The 18,173-nt window shown below is 72.7% G+C and carries 16 protein-coding genes; 15 read left to right on the top strand and 1 reads right to left on the bottom strand.

Annotated elements, in window-relative coordinates:
- The first annotated feature begins 9 nt into the window (after positions 1–9).
- The 6 genes from glyA to panD all read left to right on the top strand — a co-directional run bounded on the left by glyA (position 10) and on the right by panD (position 6,859).
- On the top strand, positions 10–1,272 hold the full coding sequence (gene glyA, locus ACQEVJ_RS35870; protein ID WP_433113165.1) for a serine hydroxymethyltransferase: 1,263 nt from the start codon (positions 10–12) through the stop codon (positions 1,270–1,272).
- The gene (locus ACQEVJ_RS35865) at positions 1,269–2,516 is read left to right on the top strand and encodes a sarcosine oxidase subunit beta family protein (protein ID WP_433108948.1); all 1,248 of its coding nucleotides are present in this window, start codon (positions 1,269–1,271) and stop codon (positions 2,514–2,516) included. Before glyA ends, ACQEVJ_RS35865 begins: the two co-directional genes overlap by 4 nt.
- 13 nt (positions 2,517–2,529) lie before the next feature.
- Complete coding sequence (locus ACQEVJ_RS35860) at positions 2,530–2,808, top strand: sarcosine oxidase subunit delta (protein ID WP_433108946.1); 279 nt, start codon at positions 2,530–2,532, stop codon at positions 2,806–2,808.
- The gene (locus ACQEVJ_RS35855; protein WP_433108944.1) at positions 2,805–5,684 is read left to right on the top strand and encodes a 2Fe-2S iron-sulfur cluster-binding protein; all 2,880 of its coding nucleotides are present in this window, start codon (positions 2,805–2,807) and stop codon (positions 5,682–5,684) included. The genes ACQEVJ_RS35860 and ACQEVJ_RS35855 overlap by 4 nt, the downstream gene beginning before the upstream one ends.
- Positions 5,677–6,279, top strand: coding sequence for a sarcosine oxidase subunit gamma (locus ACQEVJ_RS35850; RefSeq protein ID WP_433108942.1), 603 nt, complete (start codon positions 5,677–5,679; stop codon positions 6,277–6,279). The genes ACQEVJ_RS35855 and ACQEVJ_RS35850 overlap by 8 nt, the downstream gene beginning before the upstream one ends.
- 154 nt (positions 6,280–6,433) lie before the next feature.
- Complete coding sequence (gene panD, locus ACQEVJ_RS35845; protein WP_433108940.1) at positions 6,434–6,859, top strand: aspartate 1-decarboxylase; 426 nt, start codon at positions 6,434–6,436, stop codon at positions 6,857–6,859.
- 74 nt (positions 6,860–6,933) lie between these two features.
- Here the strand turns inward: panD and ACQEVJ_RS35840 are convergent, their stop codons facing one another.
- The gene (locus tag ACQEVJ_RS35840; RefSeq protein WP_433108938.1) at positions 6,934–7,569 is read right to left on the bottom strand and encodes a hypothetical protein; all 636 of its coding nucleotides are present in this window, start codon (positions 7,567–7,569) and stop codon (positions 6,934–6,936) included.
- Between the two features lie 223 nt (positions 7,570–7,792).
- Here ACQEVJ_RS35840 and ACQEVJ_RS35835 point away from each other — a divergent pair, with 223 nt between their 5' ends.
- The 9 genes from ACQEVJ_RS35835 to ACQEVJ_RS35795 all read left to right on the top strand — a co-directional run bounded on the left by ACQEVJ_RS35835 (position 7,793) and on the right by ACQEVJ_RS35795 (position 18,169).
- Complete coding sequence (locus ACQEVJ_RS35835) at positions 7,793–9,568, top strand: aldehyde ferredoxin oxidoreductase C-terminal domain-containing protein (RefSeq protein ID WP_433108936.1); 1,776 nt, start codon at positions 7,793–7,795, stop codon at positions 9,566–9,568.
- A gap of 238 nt (positions 9,569–9,806) precedes the next feature.
- A complete protein-coding gene (locus ACQEVJ_RS35830; RefSeq protein ID WP_433108934.1) occupies positions 9,807–10,565 on the top strand; it encodes an SDR family NAD(P)-dependent oxidoreductase in 759 nt (252 codons plus the stop codon).
- A gap of 2 nt (positions 10,566–10,567) precedes the next feature.
- Entirely contained in the window at positions 10,568–11,938 is a 1,371-nt protein-coding gene (locus tag ACQEVJ_RS35825) for a class-II fumarase/aspartase family protein (RefSeq protein WP_433108932.1), read from the top strand.
- Positions 11,935–12,882: a thiamine pyrophosphate-dependent dehydrogenase E1 component subunit alpha gene (locus ACQEVJ_RS35820; protein ID WP_433108930.1), complete on the top strand. Its 948-nt coding sequence runs from the start codon at positions 11,935–11,937 to the stop codon at positions 12,880–12,882. Before ACQEVJ_RS35825 ends, ACQEVJ_RS35820 begins: the two co-directional genes overlap by 4 nt.
- The gene (locus ACQEVJ_RS35815; RefSeq protein WP_433108928.1) at positions 12,875–13,870 is read left to right on the top strand and encodes an alpha-ketoacid dehydrogenase subunit beta; all 996 of its coding nucleotides are present in this window, start codon (positions 12,875–12,877) and stop codon (positions 13,868–13,870) included. The genes ACQEVJ_RS35820 and ACQEVJ_RS35815 overlap by 8 nt, the downstream gene beginning before the upstream one ends.
- 79 nt (positions 13,871–13,949) lie before the next feature.
- Positions 13,950–14,933 carry a sugar ABC transporter substrate-binding protein gene (locus tag ACQEVJ_RS35810; protein WP_433108926.1) on the top strand — a complete coding sequence of 328 codons (984 nt, stop codon included), beginning with the start codon at positions 13,950–13,952 and terminating at the stop codon, positions 14,931–14,933.
- Positions 14,927–16,438, top strand: a complete 1,512-nt coding sequence (locus ACQEVJ_RS35805) for a sugar ABC transporter ATP-binding protein (protein WP_433108924.1) — start codon at positions 14,927–14,929, stop codon at positions 16,436–16,438. Before ACQEVJ_RS35810 ends, ACQEVJ_RS35805 begins: the two co-directional genes overlap by 7 nt.
- On the top strand, positions 16,428–17,705 hold the full coding sequence (locus ACQEVJ_RS35800; protein ID WP_433108922.1) for an ABC transporter permease: 1,278 nt from the start codon (positions 16,428–16,430) through the stop codon (positions 17,703–17,705). Before ACQEVJ_RS35805 ends, ACQEVJ_RS35800 begins: the two co-directional genes overlap by 11 nt.
- Positions 17,702–18,169 (top strand): VOC family protein, encoded by a 468-nt coding sequence (locus ACQEVJ_RS35795; RefSeq protein WP_433108920.1) that lies wholly within the window; start codon positions 17,702–17,704, stop codon positions 18,167–18,169. The genes ACQEVJ_RS35800 and ACQEVJ_RS35795 overlap by 4 nt, the downstream gene beginning before the upstream one ends.
- The last annotated feature ends 4 nt before the right edge of the window (positions 18,170–18,173 follow it).

Genomic DNA, 18,173 nt, shown 5'->3' with positions numbered 1-18,173 from the left:
GAATCTGTGATGGACGCGCCGCTCGCCGAGGCCGACCCGGAGGTCGCGGCGGCGATCGGCGAGGAGACGCGCCGCCAGCGGTCCACGCTGGAGATGATCGCCTCGGAGAACTTCGCGCCCGTCTCGGTGATGCAGGCGCAGGGCTCCGTGCTCACCAACAAGTACGCCGAGGGCTACCCCGGCAGGCGTTACTACGGCGGCTGCGAGCACGTCGACGTGATCGAGCAGCTCGCGATCGACCGGGTCAAGACGCTGTTCGGCGCCGAGGCGGCGAACGTGCAGCCCCACTCGGGGGCGCAGGCCAACGCGGCGGCGATGTCGGCGCTGCTGGAGCCGGGCGACACGATCCTCGGCCTCGACCTCGCGCACGGCGGCCACCTCACCCACGGCATGAGGATCAACTTCTCCGGCCGGCTCTACAACGTCGTGGCCTACCACGTGCGCGAGAGCGACAGCCTCGTGGACATGGACGAGGTCGAGCGGCTCGCCCGCGAGCACCGGCCCAAGCTGATCATCGCGGGCTGGTCGGCCTATCCCCGCCACCTCGACTTCGCCGCCTTCCGGCGCATCGCCGACGAGGTCGGGGCCTACCTGATGGTGGACATGGCGCACTTCGCCGGGCTGGTCGCGGCGGGGCTCCACCCGTCGCCCGTCCCGCACGCGCACATCGTCACCACGACCACCCACAAGACGCTCGGCGGGCCCAGGGGCGGCGTGATCCTGTCCACCGAGGACCTGGCCAAGAAGATCAACTCGTCGGTGTTCCCGGGCCAGCAGGGCGGCCCGCTTGAGCACGTCATCGCGGCCAAGGCGGTCGCGTTCAAGATCGCGGCGGGCGAGTGGTTCCGCGACCGGCAGCGCCGCACGCTGGAGGGCGCGCGGATCCTCGCCGACCGGCTGCTCGCCCCCGACGCCGCCGAGGCGGGCGTACGGGTGCTGTCCGGCGGGACGGACGTCCACCTGGTGCTGGTCGACCTGCGCGAATCCGAGCTGGACGGCAGGCAGGGCGAGGACCGGCTCCACGAGGCCGGGATCACGGTCAACCGCAACGCGGTGCCGTTCGACCCCCGTCCCCCGATGGTCACCTCGGGGCTGCGGATCGGCACCCCGGCGCTCGCCACCCGGGGCTTCGCCCGTCCGGAGTTCGAGGAGGTCTCCGACGTGATCGCCCAGGTGCTGCGTCCCGGCGCGGACCTGACGGCGCTGCGCGCCCGGGTCGAGGCCCTCGCCGCCAAGCACCCCCTCTACCCGGGCATCGGGGAGGCCCGATGAGCCCCAGAACCCGCACCGCCGAACCACCGGGCGCCGACCTGCCCGACCATCCCGACCGGCTGTGGCGCTCGGCCGAGCCGAAGCGCGCGTACGACGTGGTGATCGTCGGCGGCGGCGGCCACGGTCTGGCCACGGCCTACTACCTGGCCAAGAACCACGGGATCACCGACGTCGCGGTGCTGGAGCGCGGCTGGCTCGCGGGCGGCAACATGGCCCGCAACACCACCATCATCCGCTCCAACTACCTGTGGGACGAGAGCGCGGGCATCTACGAGCACGCGCTGAAGCTGTGGGAGGGGCTGGAGGAGGACCTCGGCTACCCGCTGCTGTTCAGCCAGCGCGGCGTGCTCAACCTGGCGCACAGCCTGCAGGACGTGCGCGACAGCGTGCGCCGGGTCAACGCCAACCGGCTCAACGGCGTGGACGCCGAGTGGCTGACGCCGGAGCAGGTCAAGGAGGTCTGCCCGATCGTCGACGTCTCACCCGACGTGCGCTACCCGGTGCTCGGCGGCACCTACCAGCCCCGGGCCGGCATCGCCAAGCACGACTACGTGGCGTGGGGCTTCGCGAAGGCGGCGGCCGACCTCGGGGTCGACATGATCGAGCACTGCGAGGTGACCGGCCTCGACGTGCGCGACGGCCGGGTGACCGGCGTCCAGACCACCCGCGGCCCGATCGCGGCCAAGAAGGTCGCGCTCGCCGCCGCCGGGCACTCCTCGGTCGTCGCCGGATACGCGGGGGTGTCGCTGCCGCTGCAGAGTTACCCGCTGCAGGCGCTGGTGTCGGAGCTGCTTGAGCCGGTGCACCCCACCGTGGTCATGTCCAACGCGGTCCACGTGTACGTGAGCCAGGCGCACAAGGGCGAGCTGGTCATGGGCGCGGGCATCGACGCGGCCAACTCCTACCGCCAGCGCGGCGCGTTCCACATCATCGAACGGCAGATGTCGGCCGCGCTGGAGCTGTTCCCGGTCTTCGCCCGGGCGCACGTGCTGCGCACCTGGGGCGGCGTGGTGGACGTGACCCCCGACGCCTCGCCCGTCGTCGGCCTCACCCCTGTCGAGGACCTGTACGTCAACTGCGGCTGGGGCACCGGAGGGTTCAAGGCCACCCCGGGCGTCGGCTGGTGCTACGCCCACACCGTGGCCACCGGCGAGCCCCACCCGCTCAACGCCCCCTTCTCACTCGACCGGTTCACCACCGGCAAGCTCGTCGACGAGCACGGCGCCGCCGCCGTCGCGCATTAACACCGGAGACAGAATGCTGCTGATTCCCTGCCCGTGGTGCGGGCCGCGGGACGAGGCCGAGTTCCACTACGGGGGGCAGGCCCACGTCGCCTATCCGGAGGACCCGGCCGCCCTCTCCGACGAGGAGTGGGCCCGCTACCTGTTCTTCCGCGACAACCCCAAGGGCCTGTTCGCGGAGCGGTGGAGCCACACCGCCGGATGCCGCCGCTGGTTCAACGCCGTACGGGACACCGCCACCAACGAGATCCACGCCGTCTACCGGGCGGGCGAGCCGCGGCCGGTAAGCGCATGAGCGAGCGAACCAGCGGGTCCGGCGCGCAGCCGTACCGCCGCGAGGGGGCGAGCGGGCGAGTGCTCCGCTTCCGGTTCGACGGCCGGGAGTACGAGGGCCTGGAAGGCGACACGCTGGCCTCGGCGCTGCTCGCCAACGGCGTGCGCGCGGTGGCGAGCAGTGTCAAGTTCGGCCGCCCGCGCGGCGTGTACGCCGCGGGCTGCGAGGAGCCGAACGCGCTCGTTCAGATCGAGGAGCCCTTCCCCGAGCCCATGCTCCAGGCCACGACCGTCGAGCTGTACGACGGCCTGGTCGCCACGGGCCTGCCGGGACAGGGCAGGCTGGCCGACCGCCCCGACCCGGCACGCTACGACGCCGTGCACGCGCACTGCGACGTGCTCGTGGTCGGCGCGGGACCGGCCGGCATCGCCGCCGCGGGCGTGGCCGCATGGGCAGGCGCGCGGGTGATCCTCGCCGACGAGCGGCCCGAGCCCGGCGGCAGCCTGCTCGGCACGACCGAGACGCTCGACGGCAGGCCGGGCCGCGAGTGGGCGTCCGAGGAGGTCGCCGCGCTGGCCGCCCTGCCGGAGGTGACCGTGCTGCGCCGCACCACGGTGGTCGGTCACTACGACGACAACTACGTCGTCGCGGTGGAGCGCCGGACGAACCACCTGGGCGCCCAGGCCCCCGCCGACACGGCGCGCGAGCGCGTCTGGCGGATCCGGGCCAAGCGCGTGGTGCTGGCGACCGGCGGCCACGAGCGGTTCGTCGCCTTCGCCGGCAACGACCTGCCCGGCGTGATGCTGGCCGGCGCGGCCCGCACGTACGCCAACCGCTACCGCGTCCTGCCCGGACGCCGGGCGGTCGTGTTCACCACCAACGACAGCGCGTACGCTGCGGCGCTCGACCTCGCCGACGCCGGCGTCGAGATCGCCGCGATCGCCGACGTACGGCGGGCTCCCGGCGAGGCGTGGGCCGCACGCTGCGCCGAGCGCGGCATCGAGGTCCTGACCGGCCACGTGGTAACCGCCGCGAGGGGCGAGGGCGAGGTCTCCTCGGTCGACATCGCCCCCCGCTCGGAAACACAGGGCGAGGGTGGCGACGTGCGGGAGGTGCCCGCCGACCTGCTGCTCGTGTCGGGCGGCTGGACCCCCGTGGTGCACCTGTTCAGCCAGGCCGGGGGCACGCTGCGCCACGACGAGGGGCTGGGCGCGTTCACGCCCGGCGAGACCCGCCAGGCGGTGGAGGCCGCCGGGTTCGCCAGGGGCGTCCGCACGCTCCGGGAATGCCTGGAGGACGGCGCCGAGGCGGGCCGCCGCGCGCTGGCCGCCGCCGGATTCGCGGTGTCGTCCGCGGTCACCGTGCCGTCCGTGAACACCGTGCCGACTGCCGAGGAGGAGCCCGCCGCCGCGCCCGCCGAGCACCTGTGGCTTGTCGAGGCCGACGATTACAGCACGCACTTCGTGGACCTGCAGCGGGACGTCACCGTGGCGGAGGTCCTGCGCGCGACCGGCGCGGGGCTCACCTCGGTCGAGCACGTCAAGCGCTACACCACCGCCGGCACGGCCCACGACCAGGGCAAGACGTCCGGGCTGCTGACCGGCGGCGTCGTGGCGCACGCGCTCGGCGTCGACGTCGCCGAGCTCGGGACCACGACGTTCCGCGCGCCGTACACACCGGTCTCGTTCGCCGCGCTGGCCGGCCGCGACCGGGGCCGGTTGCACGACCCGGTGCGCGTCACCGCGATGCACGAGTGGCACGTGGCGCGCGGGGCGCTGTTCGAGAACGTCGGGCAGTGGAAGCGGCCCTGGTACTACCCCCGGCCGGGTGAGGACATGGAGGCCGCCGTCCTGCGCGAGTGCCGGGCGGCGCGCGAGGACGTGGCGGCGATGGACGCCTCCACGCTCGGGAAGATCGACCTGGTCGGGCCCGACGCGGCGGTGTTCCTCGACCGGCTCTACACGAACATGATGAGCACGCTCAAGGTCGGCTCCATCCGCTACGGCGTGATGTGCCGTCCCGACGGCATGGTCTTCGACGACGGCACCGTCATCCGCCTGGCGGGCGACCGCTTCCTCGTCACCACGACCACCGGCAACGCGGCGGCGGTGCTCGACTGGATGGAGGAGTGGCTGCAGACCGAGTGGCCCGACCTGCGGGTCTGCTGCACCTCGGTCACCGAGCAGTGGGCGACCGTGGCGCTCGTCGGGCCGCGTTCCCGCGAGGTGCTGGGGCGGCTCGCGCCGGGCCTCGCGGTGGACAACGACAGCTTCCCGTTCATGACGTGGCGGGACGCAGAGGTCGCCGGGATCGAGGCGCGGGTCTGCCGGATCAGCTTCTCCGGCGAGCTGGCCTACGAGATCAACGTCTCCTCCTGGCTCGGGCTCGCCCTGTGGGAGGCGGTCATGGCGTCCGGCGAGGTCACGCCGTACGGCACCGAGACCATGCACGTGCTGCGCGCGGAGAAGGGGTTCCCGATCGTCGGCCAGGACACCGACGGCACGGTCACCCCGCAGGACCTCGGCATGAGCTGGATCGTGTCGAAGAAGAAGGCCGACTTCGTCGGCAAGCGGTCCTACGCCCGGGCGGACACCTCCCGGCCCGACCGCAAGCATCTGGTCGGGCTGCTGCCCGAGGACCCCGGCGTGCTGCTGCCCGAAGGCGCCCACCTCGTGGAGACCTCGGCGCTGCCCGAGCCGCCGGTCCCCACGCTCGGCTTCGTGACCTCCAGCTACCGCAGCGCCGCGCTGGGCCGTACGTTCGCGCTCGCGCTGGTGAGCGGCGGACGCGAGCGGGTCGGCGAGCGGCTGTACGCGCCGGTCGGGGCGGACCTGGTGCCCGTCACCGTGACCTCCCACGTCCTGTACGACCCGGAAGGAGCGCGCCGCGATGGCTGAATCGACGGCTGAGCCGACGGCTGAGCGCAGGAGTCCGGCCGCGGCGTTCGCGGCCAGGTTCGAGGCGGCGAGCGCGGGCGGCGGCCTGCGCCTGGCCGAGATTCCCTTCCTGACCCAGATCAACCTCCGGGTGGACCCCAAGAGCCCGGCGGCGGAGCGGATCGGGACGGCGATCGGCGTGCCGCTGCCGGTGGAGCCCGGCATCGCGGTGGGCGGCGGCGACCTGGAGGTGCTGTGGCTCGGGCCCGACGAGTGGCTGGTGGTCGGCCCCGACGGCGCCGCCCCCGGCCTGGTGGAGCGTCTCATGGAGGCGGTGGACGGTGAGCACGTCTCGATCGTCGACGTGTCGGCCCAGCGCACCACCCTGGTGATTGCCGGGGACCGGGCGCGGGACGTGCTGGCCCACGGCTGCGCGCTGGACCTGCACCCCCGGGTGTTCGGTCCGGGCCGGTGCGCCCAGACCATGCTGGCCAGGGCGGGAGTCGTCCTGGTCGCCGGTGAGGACGGCTTCCGCGTGCTGGTCCGCTCGTCCTTCGCGGAATACGTCGCGGCGTGGCTGCTCGACGCGTCCGTCGAGTACGTGGCCGGGGGATAAGCGACTGTTGCGGATGTCGCATCGGCCCGCGCGAGTTCGCACCTCGCCGGGCCGATGCGCGCCGCCGTCGAAGGCTGACGACTGGGCATTTCGGGGCGTGACATACCATCGAGGACGCTCGTGAGGAGGGCCGTCCGTACCCCGGTGGGAGATCATGTTCCGCACGCTGATGAAGTCGAAGATCCACCGCGCCACCGTCACGCAGGCCGATCTGCACTACGTCGGCTCGGTGACGATCAGCGCGGACCTGATGGCCGAGGCGAACCTCGTCGAGGGTGAGAAGGTCGACATCGTCGACATCGACAACGGCAACCGCCTGTCCACGTACGTCATCGAGGGCCCGGCGGGCTCCGGGGTGATCGGCATCAACGGCGCCGCCGCCCGGCTCATCTCGGTCGGCGACCTCGTGATCATCATCGCGTACGCGCTGGTCGCCGAGGAGGAGGTCAAGGCGCTCAAGCCCCGCGTCGTCTTCGTCGACAAGGACAACAAGCCGCTGCATGTGGGCTCCGACCCCGCCGCCGTCCCCGACGGCATGGGCCTGATCCCCGGCGACCTCGCCCCACCCGCCACGTCCTGACCCGCCCGACGGCAAGCTTCGCCACTTCGACCACGTCATCCAGGCCTGAGTATCTGATCAAGGTCTTGTTCCGGCTACTGCATGCTCACTCCGTGCGGGTGGTCGAACGAGACGGGGCAGGTGAAGATCCAGAGCGCATACCCACGGCCGATCGTGATCTCCGTAGGCTGCCATCGGTTCGGGTGCTCGTTGAACTCGTTCTCGGGCCCGGCGTCCTCCAGGGGCCGCCAGCTTTCCGTTCCGTCCCACTCTCCGCTGTCGATCTTCATGAGCAGGTCCATGTCGGCCCCGCAGTCTTCACAGACCATCGGGTAGGGGTCGGTGAGATTCCAGGCCGCGTAACCGCCCACCTTCCAGCCGCCGGCGATCGACAGCTCGGAGAAGTAGCGGCGCCCGCTGGACTTCTCCCAGGTCCGGATCCGCTTCCTCAGATCCCTGGGCAGGAAGTCCTCGTAGGGGTACTCGACGACCTGCTCGGGATACAGAACGCAGGGCAGGGGCAGATAGCTGTCATACTCCATCACCTCGGGCTCGGGCTGTTCGGTGAGCACGTCGGTGACGTCGGCCGAGCGTCGCCAGCGCAGCATGGGCGAGGGACAGTAGTGGGGCCGATGATCGCGTGGGCACCACAGGAGCTGAAGGACGTCGGCGCCGGGCGGCCCCGCCAGGCCGGGCACGTCCCGCAGGTAGAGCTGGGCGACGGCCAGCATGGTGGCGGGGGTGTCAGGGCGGCGTACTCCTTGTCGAGGCGGTCGAGTTCGGCCTGTTCCTCGGAGGTGATGGCGAACGGCTGGCTTCTGCGTGTCCGCCCCCAGGCCGCCGAGATGACAAAGACCCGGTCCCTGCGGGAGCGAGCCCCACGGTGTCGATGCTCCGCGGGGAGGGCGAGTAGGTTATCCGCCACAATCGCCCCCTTTGTGAGGAGTGTCACTCGTGCCCTTTGTCGTTGATCTCACCGACGGGTCCGTCGAGCGGGAGGACCGGTCCGCCGAGACCGGCCACTTCGGCGGGTCGATCCTCGGCCTGCGGCTGCTGACCGAGCGCACCACGGCCGGGCTCGACCCGTACGATCCCCGGGCCCTGCTGTACGTCGCGGCCGGGATCCTCGGCGGGGTGGCCGCGCCGGGGCTCGCGAAGGCGGTGTTCCTGGCCAAGTCGCCGCTGACCGGGGTGGCGGGGGAGGCCCACGCCCTGGGGCCGTTCGCGGCCGGGATCCGGGGCGCGGGCGCCAAGGCGCTGGCGATCACCGGCCGGGCGGCGCGGCTGTCGTACCTGCTGGTCGAGGACGGCCGGCTGAGCGTCCACCCGGCGGAGGAACTACGCGGCCTCGGCATCGCCGCCACCACGGACGCGCTGCGCGCGCGGCACGGCGAGCGCGCGCATGTCGCCGCCATCGGGCCGGCGGGGGAGAGCCTGGTCCGCTACGCGAGCGTGGTGACCGACTACGCCTACCCCGCGGCCCGGTACGGCCTCGGCGCGGTGCTCGGCGCCAAGAACCTCAAGGCGATCGTCTGCGTGGGGGACGCCCCGGCCGCCGTGTCCGACCCGCGCGCCCTGGCCGAGATCGCGGCCTTCTATCGCGCCGCGCTGCCCGGCAACGCGCTCGCGGCCTGGCAGCACGCCGATCCGGGGTTCGGCGCCTGGACGGGGGAGCCGCCCGCGCCCGGCTACCTGAGCGTGCGGAACTTCTCCCACACCGGCGACAGCGGGCTTCGGGTTCCGTCCACGGCCGACTACGACGGGCGCGCCGTGGCCACGAGCGGGAGCTGCCCCGGCTGTCCGAACGACTGCCTCAAGACGTACGCGCCGCTCGACGCGCCGGAGCGCAGGACCGGAGGGCTCGGCCAGGAGGCGTTCCCGTCCCTGGGCTGGAATCTCGGCATCGACGACACCGGCGCCGTGCTCGCGCTGAACGCCTTGTGTGACGACCTCGGTCTCGACCAGGTCTCCTTCGGCGGCACGGTCGCCTTCGCGATGGAGTGCGCGGCCCGCGGCCTGCTTCCTGAAGGGCCCTCCTTCGGCGACGCGGCGGCGGTGACGGTGCTCGCCCGCGACGTCGCGACCAGGAGCGGCGCGCTCGGCGACCTGCTCGCCGAGGGCTCGGCCCGTGCCGCGGACAAGCTCGGGGCCGACGCCGCGCCGTACGCGATGACCGTGAAGGGCGCCGAGGTGCCGTGCTTCGACCCGCGCGTGCAGCCGGGCCTCGGGCTGGGCTACGCCGCCGCGCCCAACGGGCCGCGCTACGACGCGCTGGAGCACGACCTGGACTTCGAACCCGGAGGCGCGCTCGCCTACTGCCTGCCGGAGGCGGCGCGAATCGGCGCCGAGCCCGCGCCGGTCGGCCTGCTCGACGCCGGACGCGGGCGGCGCACCGCGCGCCTGCTGCGCCTGTGGAGCGCCCTCGACGCGTGGAACATCTGCCTGTTCGCCTCGTCGCCGACCAGGCCGCTGACGCTCGACCGCCTGACGGCGCTGGTCACGGCCGTCACCGGGGCCGAGTGCACGCTGGACGATTTGCTCGCGGCGGGCGCCGCGCGGCTCGACCTCATGCGCGCGTACGCGCTGCGCGAGGGCGGCGGGCCCGACGAGCTGCCCGCCCGGTTCCACGACGAGCCGGTCACGGCCGGGCCGTACGCCGGGGCGCGGCTGGCCCGCGAGGACTTCGCGCGGGCGCTCGACGCCTTCCACGCCGAACTCGGCTGGCGCTGACGCCGGAGGGCCTGCTCACGGGCGTGACGACGCCGTGGCGCTCCCGTTAATCGCGCAAGAAAAACGATTGACCAACCTCTTGTCCGGTTTGTGAGGCCGCTGCTATGGTCTGGTCAATCGTTTGACGAGCTGTGGCGGACAACGGCGTACGAGGCCGTTCCGTTCCCGCCGTACAGCCACCGGGACACGAGCGACCGGACGGCGATCGGCCGGACGCGACCAAGGGAGACCATCGGGGATGGCAGTCACTATCGACCTGAGCGGGCGCACGGCGCTCGTGACCGGTGGCGCGGGAGGGCTCGGCGTCGCGTGCGCCCGGGCGCTCGCCGACGCCGGCGCGAGCGTGGTGCTGTCCGACCTGGAGGGGCCGCCGCTGGCCGAGGCCGCGGCCGCCGTCGGGGCGGAGGCCCGCGCGGCCGACATCGCCGACCCCGGCCAGGCCAGGGCGCTGGTGGACGGTCTCGACCGTATCGACGTCCTGGTGAACTGCGCCGGCATCATGCGGACGACCCCGCTGCTCGAGGTCGAGGCGGACGAGTGGCGCAAAATCGTCGACGTCAACCTGAACGGCGCGTTCTGGCTCACCCAGGCGGCCGGTCGGCGCATGGTGGAGCAGGGGAGCGGGTCGATCGTCGCCCTGGCCTCGGTCGCCGCCCGGTCGGGACGGCCGAACGCGGCGCACTACTCGGCCACCAAGACGGCCCTGCTGTCGCTGACGAAGTCGGCGGCGCTCGCGCTCGCCCCGGTGCGCGTCAACGCGGTCTGCCCCGGGGTCATCCTCACCCGCATGTGGGACGAGATCATGGCCGACCGTGACGAGCACTTCGGCCCCGACGCCGGCGCCCGATACCTCCAGGAGGTGAGCGACCGGTCGCCGCTGCGGCGGCCGGGCCGGCCCGAGGAGATCGCCGCAGCGGTGCTGTTCCTGGCCAGCGACCTCGCCTCGTTCGTCACCGGCCAGGCGCTCAACGTCGACGGCGGACTGGAGATGGACTGACGATGCAGACCTTCAAGCTCCTGCCGGAGCTGTTCGGCGACGCCGGGATGGCGACGATCTTCTCGGCCGATCGGACCGTGCTCGCCTGGCTGCGGGTCGAGGCCGCGCTGGCGCAGGCGCAGGCCGACGCGGGCGTGATCAGCGTCGCCGACGCCGAGGCCATCACCGGCGCCTGCGTGCTGGACAACGTCGACGTCGAGCGCCTGTGGCGGGAGGCGGTGAACGTCGGCTACCCGATCCTGCCGCTGGTCCGCATGATCGCCGCGGCGCTGCCCGAGGGGCCGAACGGCCGCGTCCACTACGGCGCGACCACCCAGGACATCATGGACAGCGGCGTGGCGCTGCAGATGGGCGAGGCCCTGGACCGGCTCGCCGCGCTGCTCGGCGCGTTCGGCGACGCCCTCGCCCGGCTGGTCGAGGAGCACGCGGGCACCGTGATCGCCGCCCGCACACACGCCCAGCAGGCCGTGCCCACGACGTTCGGGGCGAAGCTCGCGGTGCTGCTGGCGGAGCTCACCCGGCAGCGCGAGCGTGTCAGGGCGGCCGAGCGCCGGGTCCGCGTCGTCTCGCTCTTCGGCGCCGGAGGCACCTCCGCCGCCATGGGCGAGCAGGCGGCCCAGGTCAGGAAGGGCATGGCCGTACGGCTGGGCCTCGCGGCCGCCGACGTGCCCTGGCACGTGGCCCGTGACGGCATCGCCGAGTTCGGCGTCACGTGCGCGAGCGTGGCGGCCACCGCCGCCCGGTTCGCCCGCGAGGTGGTGGACCTGTCCCGCACCGAGGTCGGCGAGGTGCGCGAGGCGGGCGGGCACCACCGCGGAGCTTCGTCGACGATGCCGCAGAAGGCCAACCCGATCGGCTGCGAGGCCGTCATCGGAATGTCGGCCACGGCCGGTGCGCTCAGCTCGGCCCTGTTCCGGGCGATGGAGGCCGGCCACGAGCGGGCCGCGGGCGAGTGGCAGATCGAGTGGTACGCCGTCCCGCTGCTGGCCGAGCTGGCCGCAGGCGCGCTCGCCACGGCCGCAGAGGTGGCCGAGGGCCTGCGCGTCTTCCCCGACGCCATGCGGGCCAACCTCGACGCGGAGGGCGGGCTCATCATGGCGGAGGCGTACATGATGCGCCTGGCCCCGGCGCTCGGCCGGGAGCGGGCGCACGACCTCGTCTACCAGGCGGCGCACGAGGCGCGGGCCCGGCGCGGCGCGCTGGCCGACACGCTGCGCGAGGTGGCCGGTCCCGACGACCTGGCCACGCTCGGCTCGCTGCCGCTGCCCCCCGAGTCGTACGTCGGCGACGCCGAGGCGGTCTGCGTGGCCGCGCTCGCGGGATGGCGCGGCGAGGCAACCATGACCCACGAGAACGAGGAGTCCGGCGAATGAGCGAGCGACGGCTTGCGGATCTGCTGGCGATGTGGCGCGTGCGCGCCTTCGAGGAAAAGGTGCGGGAGCTGCGCCTCGCGGGCCCGATCGTCGGGTCCGTCCACCTGTGCATCGGGCAGGAGGCGATCCCGGTCGGCGCCTGCGAGGTGCTCGAGCCCGAGGACGCGCTGTTCGCGACCTACCGGGGACACGGCTGGGCCCTCGCCAGGGGCGTGCCCGCCGAGCGGATGTTCGCCGAGCTGCTCGGCCGGGAGACCGGCGTCAACGGCGGCAGGGGAGGATCGGCCTACTTCACCGCAGCCGAGTACGGCTTCCACGGGGAGAACTCGATCGTCGGCGCGGGCGCCCCGATCGCCTGCGGCGCGGCGCTCGCCGGACGCTACGACGGATCCAACCGAGCCGCGGTCACCGTGTTCGGCGACGGCGCGATGAACCAGGGCGCGGTGCACGAGGCGATGAACTTCGCCGCCGCCTTCTCCCTGCCTGTGGTCTTCGTCTGCGAGAACAACCGTTACTCCGAGCTGACCCCGATCGCCGACATGGTCCGCCTGAGCAGGCTCGCCGACCGCGCGGCGGCGTACGGCATGCCGGGCTACCGCATCGACGGCAACGACGTGGAGGCCGTCCGCTTCCACGTGCGCGACGCGCTGGAGGTCGCCAAGGAGAACGGCGGCCCGACGCTGCTGGAGTGCATGACCGAGCGCATCGTCGGCCACTACATCGGCGACGCGGAGAACTACCGCAAGCCGGGGGAGATGGACCGGATCAGGACGCGGGAGCCGATCGCCCGGCTGCGCGCGGGCCTGCTCGCCGACGGGGTGCCGGCCGCCGAGATCGACGCGGTCGAGGCCCGCGCGAGAGCCGAGATGGAGACCGCCGCCGCGGCGGCGCTGGCCGCGCCGTTCGCCGACCCCGCGACCGCGAGGGAGCACCTCTATGCCTGAGACGATGCAGGAGATCCGGAAACTGAACTACGGCGAGGCCGTCAACGCCGCGCTGCACCGCCTCATGGCGGAGCTGCCCGAGACCCTCGTGTACGGCGAGGACGTCGGCCTCCCCGGAGGCGTGTTCGGCGTCACCCGCGGGCTGCGCAAGCAGTTCGGCGACCGGGCCTTCGACACGCCCATCAGCGAGTCGGCCATCCTGGGCAGCGCGGTGGGCGCGGCGATGATGGGCCGCCGCCCGATCGTCGAGATCATGTGGGCCGACTTCTCGCTGGTGGCGCTCGACCAGATCGTGAACCAGGCGGCCAACGTCCGCTACGTCTCCGGGGGCCGGTTGAAGGCGCCGATGACGATCCGCACCCAGCAGGGCAACGCCCCGGGCGCGTGCGCCCAGCACTCGCAGTGCCTGGAGGCGCTGTTCCTGCACGTCCCCGGGCTGCGGGTGTGCATGCCGTCCACGCCGCAGGACGCCTACGACCTGCTCGTGACCGCGGTGCACTGCGACGACCCGGTCCTCGTCATCGAGAACAGGAGCCTCTATTTCGGCGCCAAGGAGGAGGTGACGGTCGGCGGCCCGGTCCAGCCCTTGGGCGGGGCGCGGGTGCGCCGTCACGGCTCCGACGTCACGGTGGTCACCTGGGGCGCGATGACCGCGCGGGTGCTCGAAGCCGCCGAGACGCTGGCCGCCGACGGCATCGAGGTGGAGGTGCTGGAGACGCCCTGGCTCAACCCGTTCGACACCGAGGCCGTGCTCGCGAGCGCGGGCCGTACGGGCAGGCTCGCGGTGGTCCACGAGGCCAACGTGACCGGCGGGTTCGGAGCCGAGGTCGTGGCGCGGGTCGCCGGGGCGGGCGCCCCGCTGCTGGCGCCGCCCATCCGGGTGGGGGCGCCCGATGTCCGGATGCCGGCCGCGCCGATCCTGGCGCAGGCGCTGCTGCCGGATGCCGATCGCATCGCGGGGGAGGTGCGAGCGCTCGTGAAGGGCTGAGAGCCCTTGAGCGAGCACGTCATGAAATGTCATCACCCGATTTGAGCAAACGATTGACCTCCCCTGAGCAGGAGAAACAATGAAGAAGGCACTCTTCGTCGTGGCCGCCCTGGCGGTCGGCGCGACGGCCTGCGGCGGCTCCGGCGGCGACGGCGCCACCCAGGCCGACTCGGGAAAGAAGGAATACACGATCGGCGTCTCCAACCTCGGCCTGAGCTTCCCGTTCCCCTCCGCCATCGGGAAGGGCATCAAGGACGAGGCCGCCAAGCTCGGCGTGAAGATCACCGAGCTGGACGCCCAGGGCAAGGCCGACAAGCAGAGCAACGACGTGCAGGACCTCATCGCGCAGCAGCCGGACGGCGTGCTGCTGCTGCCCGTAGACTCCGGCGTCGCCCAGGGCCTGGCCGACAAGCTCAAGGCGTCGAACATCCCGACCGTGGCCGTCGCGTCCCAGGTCGGCGATCCCAAGACCCGCCAGCTCAAGGACGTCTATCCCGGTCTGGTCGCGCTCGTCACGCAGGACGAGCCGGCCGCCGGGGGCAAGGCCGGCGAGATGGCGGCGCAGATCCTCCCCGAGGGCGGCAAGATGGCCGTGGTCGAGGGCGCGGCGGGCTTCGCCGAGGTCGTCCTGCGTTACCAGGACTTCCCGAAGTCCGCGGAGGCCAAGGGCGCGAAGTTCGAGGTCGTGGCCCGCCAGCCCGGCGACTGGGTGCAGGACAAGGCCCAGTCGGCCTGCCAGAACATGCTCGCCTCCAACCCCGACGTCAAGCTGTTCTACGCCGAGTCGGACGACATGGCGGTCGGCTGCGCCAAGGCCGTGAAGTCGGCCAACTCCACCGCGAAGATCGTGGGCATCGGCGGCAGCAAGCTCGGCGTCGACGCCGTGACGTCCGGCGAAATCGCCGGCACCGTCTGCTTCAAGCCCGAGGACCTCGGCAAGCTCGCCCTCGACACGCTCTACAAGCACCTGACCGGCGAGCAGAAGCAGGACGCCGCCTTCGTGACGTACGACACCCCGGCCATCACGAAGGACAACGTCGCCGACTGCACGCCGCAATGGTAGACACCCCGCTGCTGTCCCTCGAGGGCGTCGGCAAGTCGTTTCCCAACGGCACCGTCGCCCTCCGGGGGGCGCGGCTCACGGTCCTCCCCGGCAGCGTGCACGGCCTGGTCGGAGCCAACGGCGCGGGCAAGTCCACGATGATCAAGGTCATCGCCGGGGCGCACGCGCCGACGGCGGGCACGGTCCGCTGGAAGGGCGAGGAGGTCGTCTGGCGCGACCCCGGCGCGGCCAGGAAGGCCGGCGTCGCCACGATCATGCAGCACGTCCCGCTCGCGCCCACGCTGACCGTGCTGGAGAACGTCTTCCTCGGCGCCCCCGGGCCGTGGCGGTTGCCACGCGCCCGCCGCCGCGAGTTCGACCGGCTGCTCGAGCGGGTGCACTACGAGATCGACCCGGACGCCGAAGTGGCCGACCTGGCCATCGGCGAGCGGCAGATGGTCGCCATCCTGCAGGCGCTCGCCATCGGCGCGAACCTCGTCGTCATGGACGAGCCGACCGCCTCGCTCGCCGAGGGCGAGCGCCAGGTGGTGTTCGACGTGGTGCGCAGGCTGTCGGCGCAGGGCACCGCCTTCCTCTACGTGTCGCACTTCCTCGACGAGGTGCTGTCGCTCACCGACCGGGTGACCGTGCTGCGGGACGGCACCGTGGTGGAGGAGGGCCTGACCGCCGCCTACGACGAGGACCGGCTGGTCCAGGCCATCGTCGGGCGGGACCTGCTCGCGGCCGAGCGGCGCGCCCCGGCCTCCGTCGCCGCCGAGGCCCCGGTGGCCCTCGCCGTACGGAACCTCAGCTCGCCGGCCGGGGTGCGCGACGTGTCGTTCGAGGTGCGCCGCGGCGAGGTGATCGGCATCGCGGGCCTGCTCGGCTCCGGCCGGTCGGAGATCCTGCACGCGGTGTACGGCGCGGATTCCCGCGCCCGCGGCGAGGTGCTGGTGGACGGCCGCCCCGTGCGGCGCGGCCCCCGGGCGGCCGTCGCCGCGGGGATGGCCCTCGTCCCGGAGGACCGCAACGCGCAGGGAATCGTGGGCGCGTTCCCCATCTGGAAGAACATCTCCCTGCCCGACCTCACGTCGCTGTCGTCGGCGCGGGCGCTGCCCAGGGAGGCGGCCGAGACCGACCGCGCCGAGCGCGCCATCCGCGACCTCGGCATCGTCTGCCCCGGCCCCGACGCCCTGGTCACCGAGCTGTCCGGCGGCAACGCGCAGAAGGTCGTCTTCGGCAAGTGGCTGTACGGCGGGGCCCGGGTGTTCATGCTCGACGAGCCCACGGCCGGAGTCGACGTCGGGGCGAAGGCCGACATCCTCGACCTGGTCCGCAGGTTCGCCGCCGAGGGCGGCGCCGTGCTCGTGGTGAGCAGCGAGTTCGAGGAGATCCTCGCGGTGGCGACGCGCGTGCTCGTCGTCCGCGAGGGCCGGATCGTCGCGGAGCGACCGGCGCACGAGACATCCGAGGAGGAGTTGCTGATGCTGGCCAACGGATTCGGAGGTGCGCACGATGCCGCCTGAGAGCGCGGGAGGCGCCGCGGGAGACACGGCGCGCGGGAAGACGTTCGGCGCCCGCGCCGCCGCCGCGCTGCGCCCCGGGAACGCGGGCGTCGTCTACGCCCTCGTGCTGATCGTGGCCGTGCTGACGCTGCTGTCGAGCCAGATGGGGCGGCCGAGCTACCTGTCGCCGACCAACGTCATCAACATCCTGGACCAGTCGTCGCTGGTCGCGATCCTCGCGGTGTTCACCACCGTGGTGCTGATCAGCGGCAACTTCGACCTGTCCATCGCGTCGGTGTCCGCCTTCGGCGCGGCGATGGCGCTCAGCCTGGTCGGCTCGCTCGGCCTGCCGCTGGCGATGGCCGTCGCGCTGGCCGCCGGGCTCGTCTGCGGCGCGGTGAACGGCCTGATCGTCCAGCTCGTCGGCATCAACGCGTTCATCGTGACGCTGGGCACGATGACGGCCGTACGCGGCCTGGTGCTGATCCTGACCGACGGACGCACGATCACGGCGAAGGACCCGGAGTCGCAGCAGGCGCTGATCGCGCTGCAGTCGGGCTACTGGACGGTCCCGCACATCCTGGCGATCCTCGGGGTGGCGGCGCTGGTCGTCGGCGCCGTGGTGGCGCTGCTCGCCCGCCGGACCGGCGGGAGCCCGCTCAAGGGCGCGGTGATCGCGGCGGCCGGCCTGGTCGTGGCCGTGCTCGACCCCGTGCTCGGCTTCGATCTGCGGCTCAGCAAGCCCACCTACTACCTGATCGTCATCGCCGGCGTCACCTGGGCCGTGCTGCGCTACACGGTGATCGGCCGCCGCCTGTACGCCGTGGGCAGCAACGCCGAGGCGGCCCGGCTGTCCGGCATCAACGTCAACCGCTACCGGATCGGCGCGTTCGTCCTGAACGGGCTCGGCTCGGGCTTCGTCGGCGTGCTGTTCGCCGCGAAGCTGCTGGCCATCAACCCCACCGGCCTGCAGGGCACCGAGCTGACCGTGCTCGCCGCGGCCATCCTCGGCGGCACCTCGCTGTTCGGCGGATTGGGCAGCGTGCTGAAGTCCGTCGTCGGCGCGCTGATCCTCTTCACGCTCGACAACGGCTTCAACGTGCTCAACCTGGGCGCCAACTACCAGGGCGTGATCGTCGGCACGGTCGTCATCGTCGCCGCGGCCATCTACACGATCGCCGGCCGCCAGCGCCAGGTCCGCAGAGTGCGCGACTCACAGGCGCAGGCCGCGCCGCAACCATCCGAGGAGTCCGGCGTGGAGCCCACGAGACAGGAGTCGCTGCGATGAGAGGCGTCTGGCACTTCTCGTTCACGGTCGCCGACCTCGACAGATCCGTCGCCTTCTACCGCGACCTGCTCGGGTTCACCCTCGTGCACCGGCAGGACCAGGACAACGACTACACCCGCAGGCTCGTGGGCTATCCCGACGCGGTGCTGCGCATCGCCCAGCTCGCCGTGCCGGGCCAGCCCCGGGGCGTGTCCACCCACGACCTGGAGCTGGTGGAGTACGTACATCCCCGTGGCGAGGCGCGCGACCCGGCCAGGCACCTGCCCGGCGCTGCGCACCTCGCGCTCACGGTCGAGGACGCGCTCGCCGAGCACGCGCGGCTGTCGGCGGCCGGGGTACGGTTCGTCTCGCCGCCCAACGCCATCACGGCGGGGATCAACGCGGGCGGCTACGCCTGCTACTTCCTCGACCCCGACGACATCACGCTGGAGCTGGTGCAGCCCCCGTCCGACCGGCTCCGTTGACACA

It is taken from the genome of Microbispora sp. CA-102843, assembly GCF_050936215.1.
GTDB lineage: Bacteria > Actinomycetota > Actinomycetes > Streptosporangiales > Streptosporangiaceae > Microbispora.
This window is presented reverse-complemented; position numbering and strand designations above follow the sequence as displayed.

Bases quoted from the DNA above. Each gene is read 5' to 3' on its own strand.
- glyA (WP_433113165.1), top strand. From the start codon at position 10: ATGGACGCGCCGCTCGCCGAGGCCGACCCGGAGGTCGCGGCGGCGATC.
- ACQEVJ_RS35865 (WP_433108948.1), top strand. From the start codon at position 1,269: ATGAGCCCCAGAACCCGCACCGCCGAACCACCGGGCGCCGACCTGCCC.
- ACQEVJ_RS35860 (WP_433108946.1), top strand. From the start codon at position 2,530: ATGCTGCTGATTCCCTGCCCGTGGTGCGGGCCGCGGGACGAGGCCGAG.
- ACQEVJ_RS35855 (WP_433108944.1), top strand. From the start codon at position 2,805: ATGAGCGAGCGAACCAGCGGGTCCGGCGCGCAGCCGTACCGCCGCGAG.
- ACQEVJ_RS35850 (WP_433108942.1), top strand. From the start codon at position 5,677: ATGGCTGAATCGACGGCTGAGCCGACGGCTGAGCGCAGGAGTCCGGCC.
- panD (WP_433108940.1), top strand. From the start codon at position 6,434: ATGTTCCGCACGCTGATGAAGTCGAAGATCCACCGCGCCACCGTCACG.
- ACQEVJ_RS35840 (WP_433108938.1), bottom strand. From the start codon at position 7,569: ATGCTGGCCGTCGCCCAGCTCTACCTGCGGGACGTGCCCGGCCTGGCG.
- ACQEVJ_RS35830 (WP_433108934.1), top strand. From the start codon at position 9,807: ATGGCAGTCACTATCGACCTGAGCGGGCGCACGGCGCTCGTGACCGGT.
- ACQEVJ_RS35825 (WP_433108932.1), top strand. From the start codon at position 10,568: ATGCAGACCTTCAAGCTCCTGCCGGAGCTGTTCGGCGACGCCGGGATG.
- ACQEVJ_RS35820 (WP_433108930.1), top strand. From the start codon at position 11,935: ATGAGCGAGCGACGGCTTGCGGATCTGCTGGCGATGTGGCGCGTGCGC.
- ACQEVJ_RS35815 (WP_433108928.1), top strand. From the start codon at position 12,875: ATGCCTGAGACGATGCAGGAGATCCGGAAACTGAACTACGGCGAGGCC.
- ACQEVJ_RS35810 (WP_433108926.1), top strand. From the start codon at position 13,950: ATGAAGAAGGCACTCTTCGTCGTGGCCGCCCTGGCGGTCGGCGCGACG.
- ACQEVJ_RS35805 (WP_433108924.1), top strand. From the start codon at position 14,927: ATGGTAGACACCCCGCTGCTGTCCCTCGAGGGCGTCGGCAAGTCGTTT.
- ACQEVJ_RS35800 (WP_433108922.1), top strand. From the start codon at position 16,428: ATGCCGCCTGAGAGCGCGGGAGGCGCCGCGGGAGACACGGCGCGCGGG.
- ACQEVJ_RS35795 (WP_433108920.1), top strand. From the start codon at position 17,702: ATGAGAGGCGTCTGGCACTTCTCGTTCACGGTCGCCGACCTCGACAGA.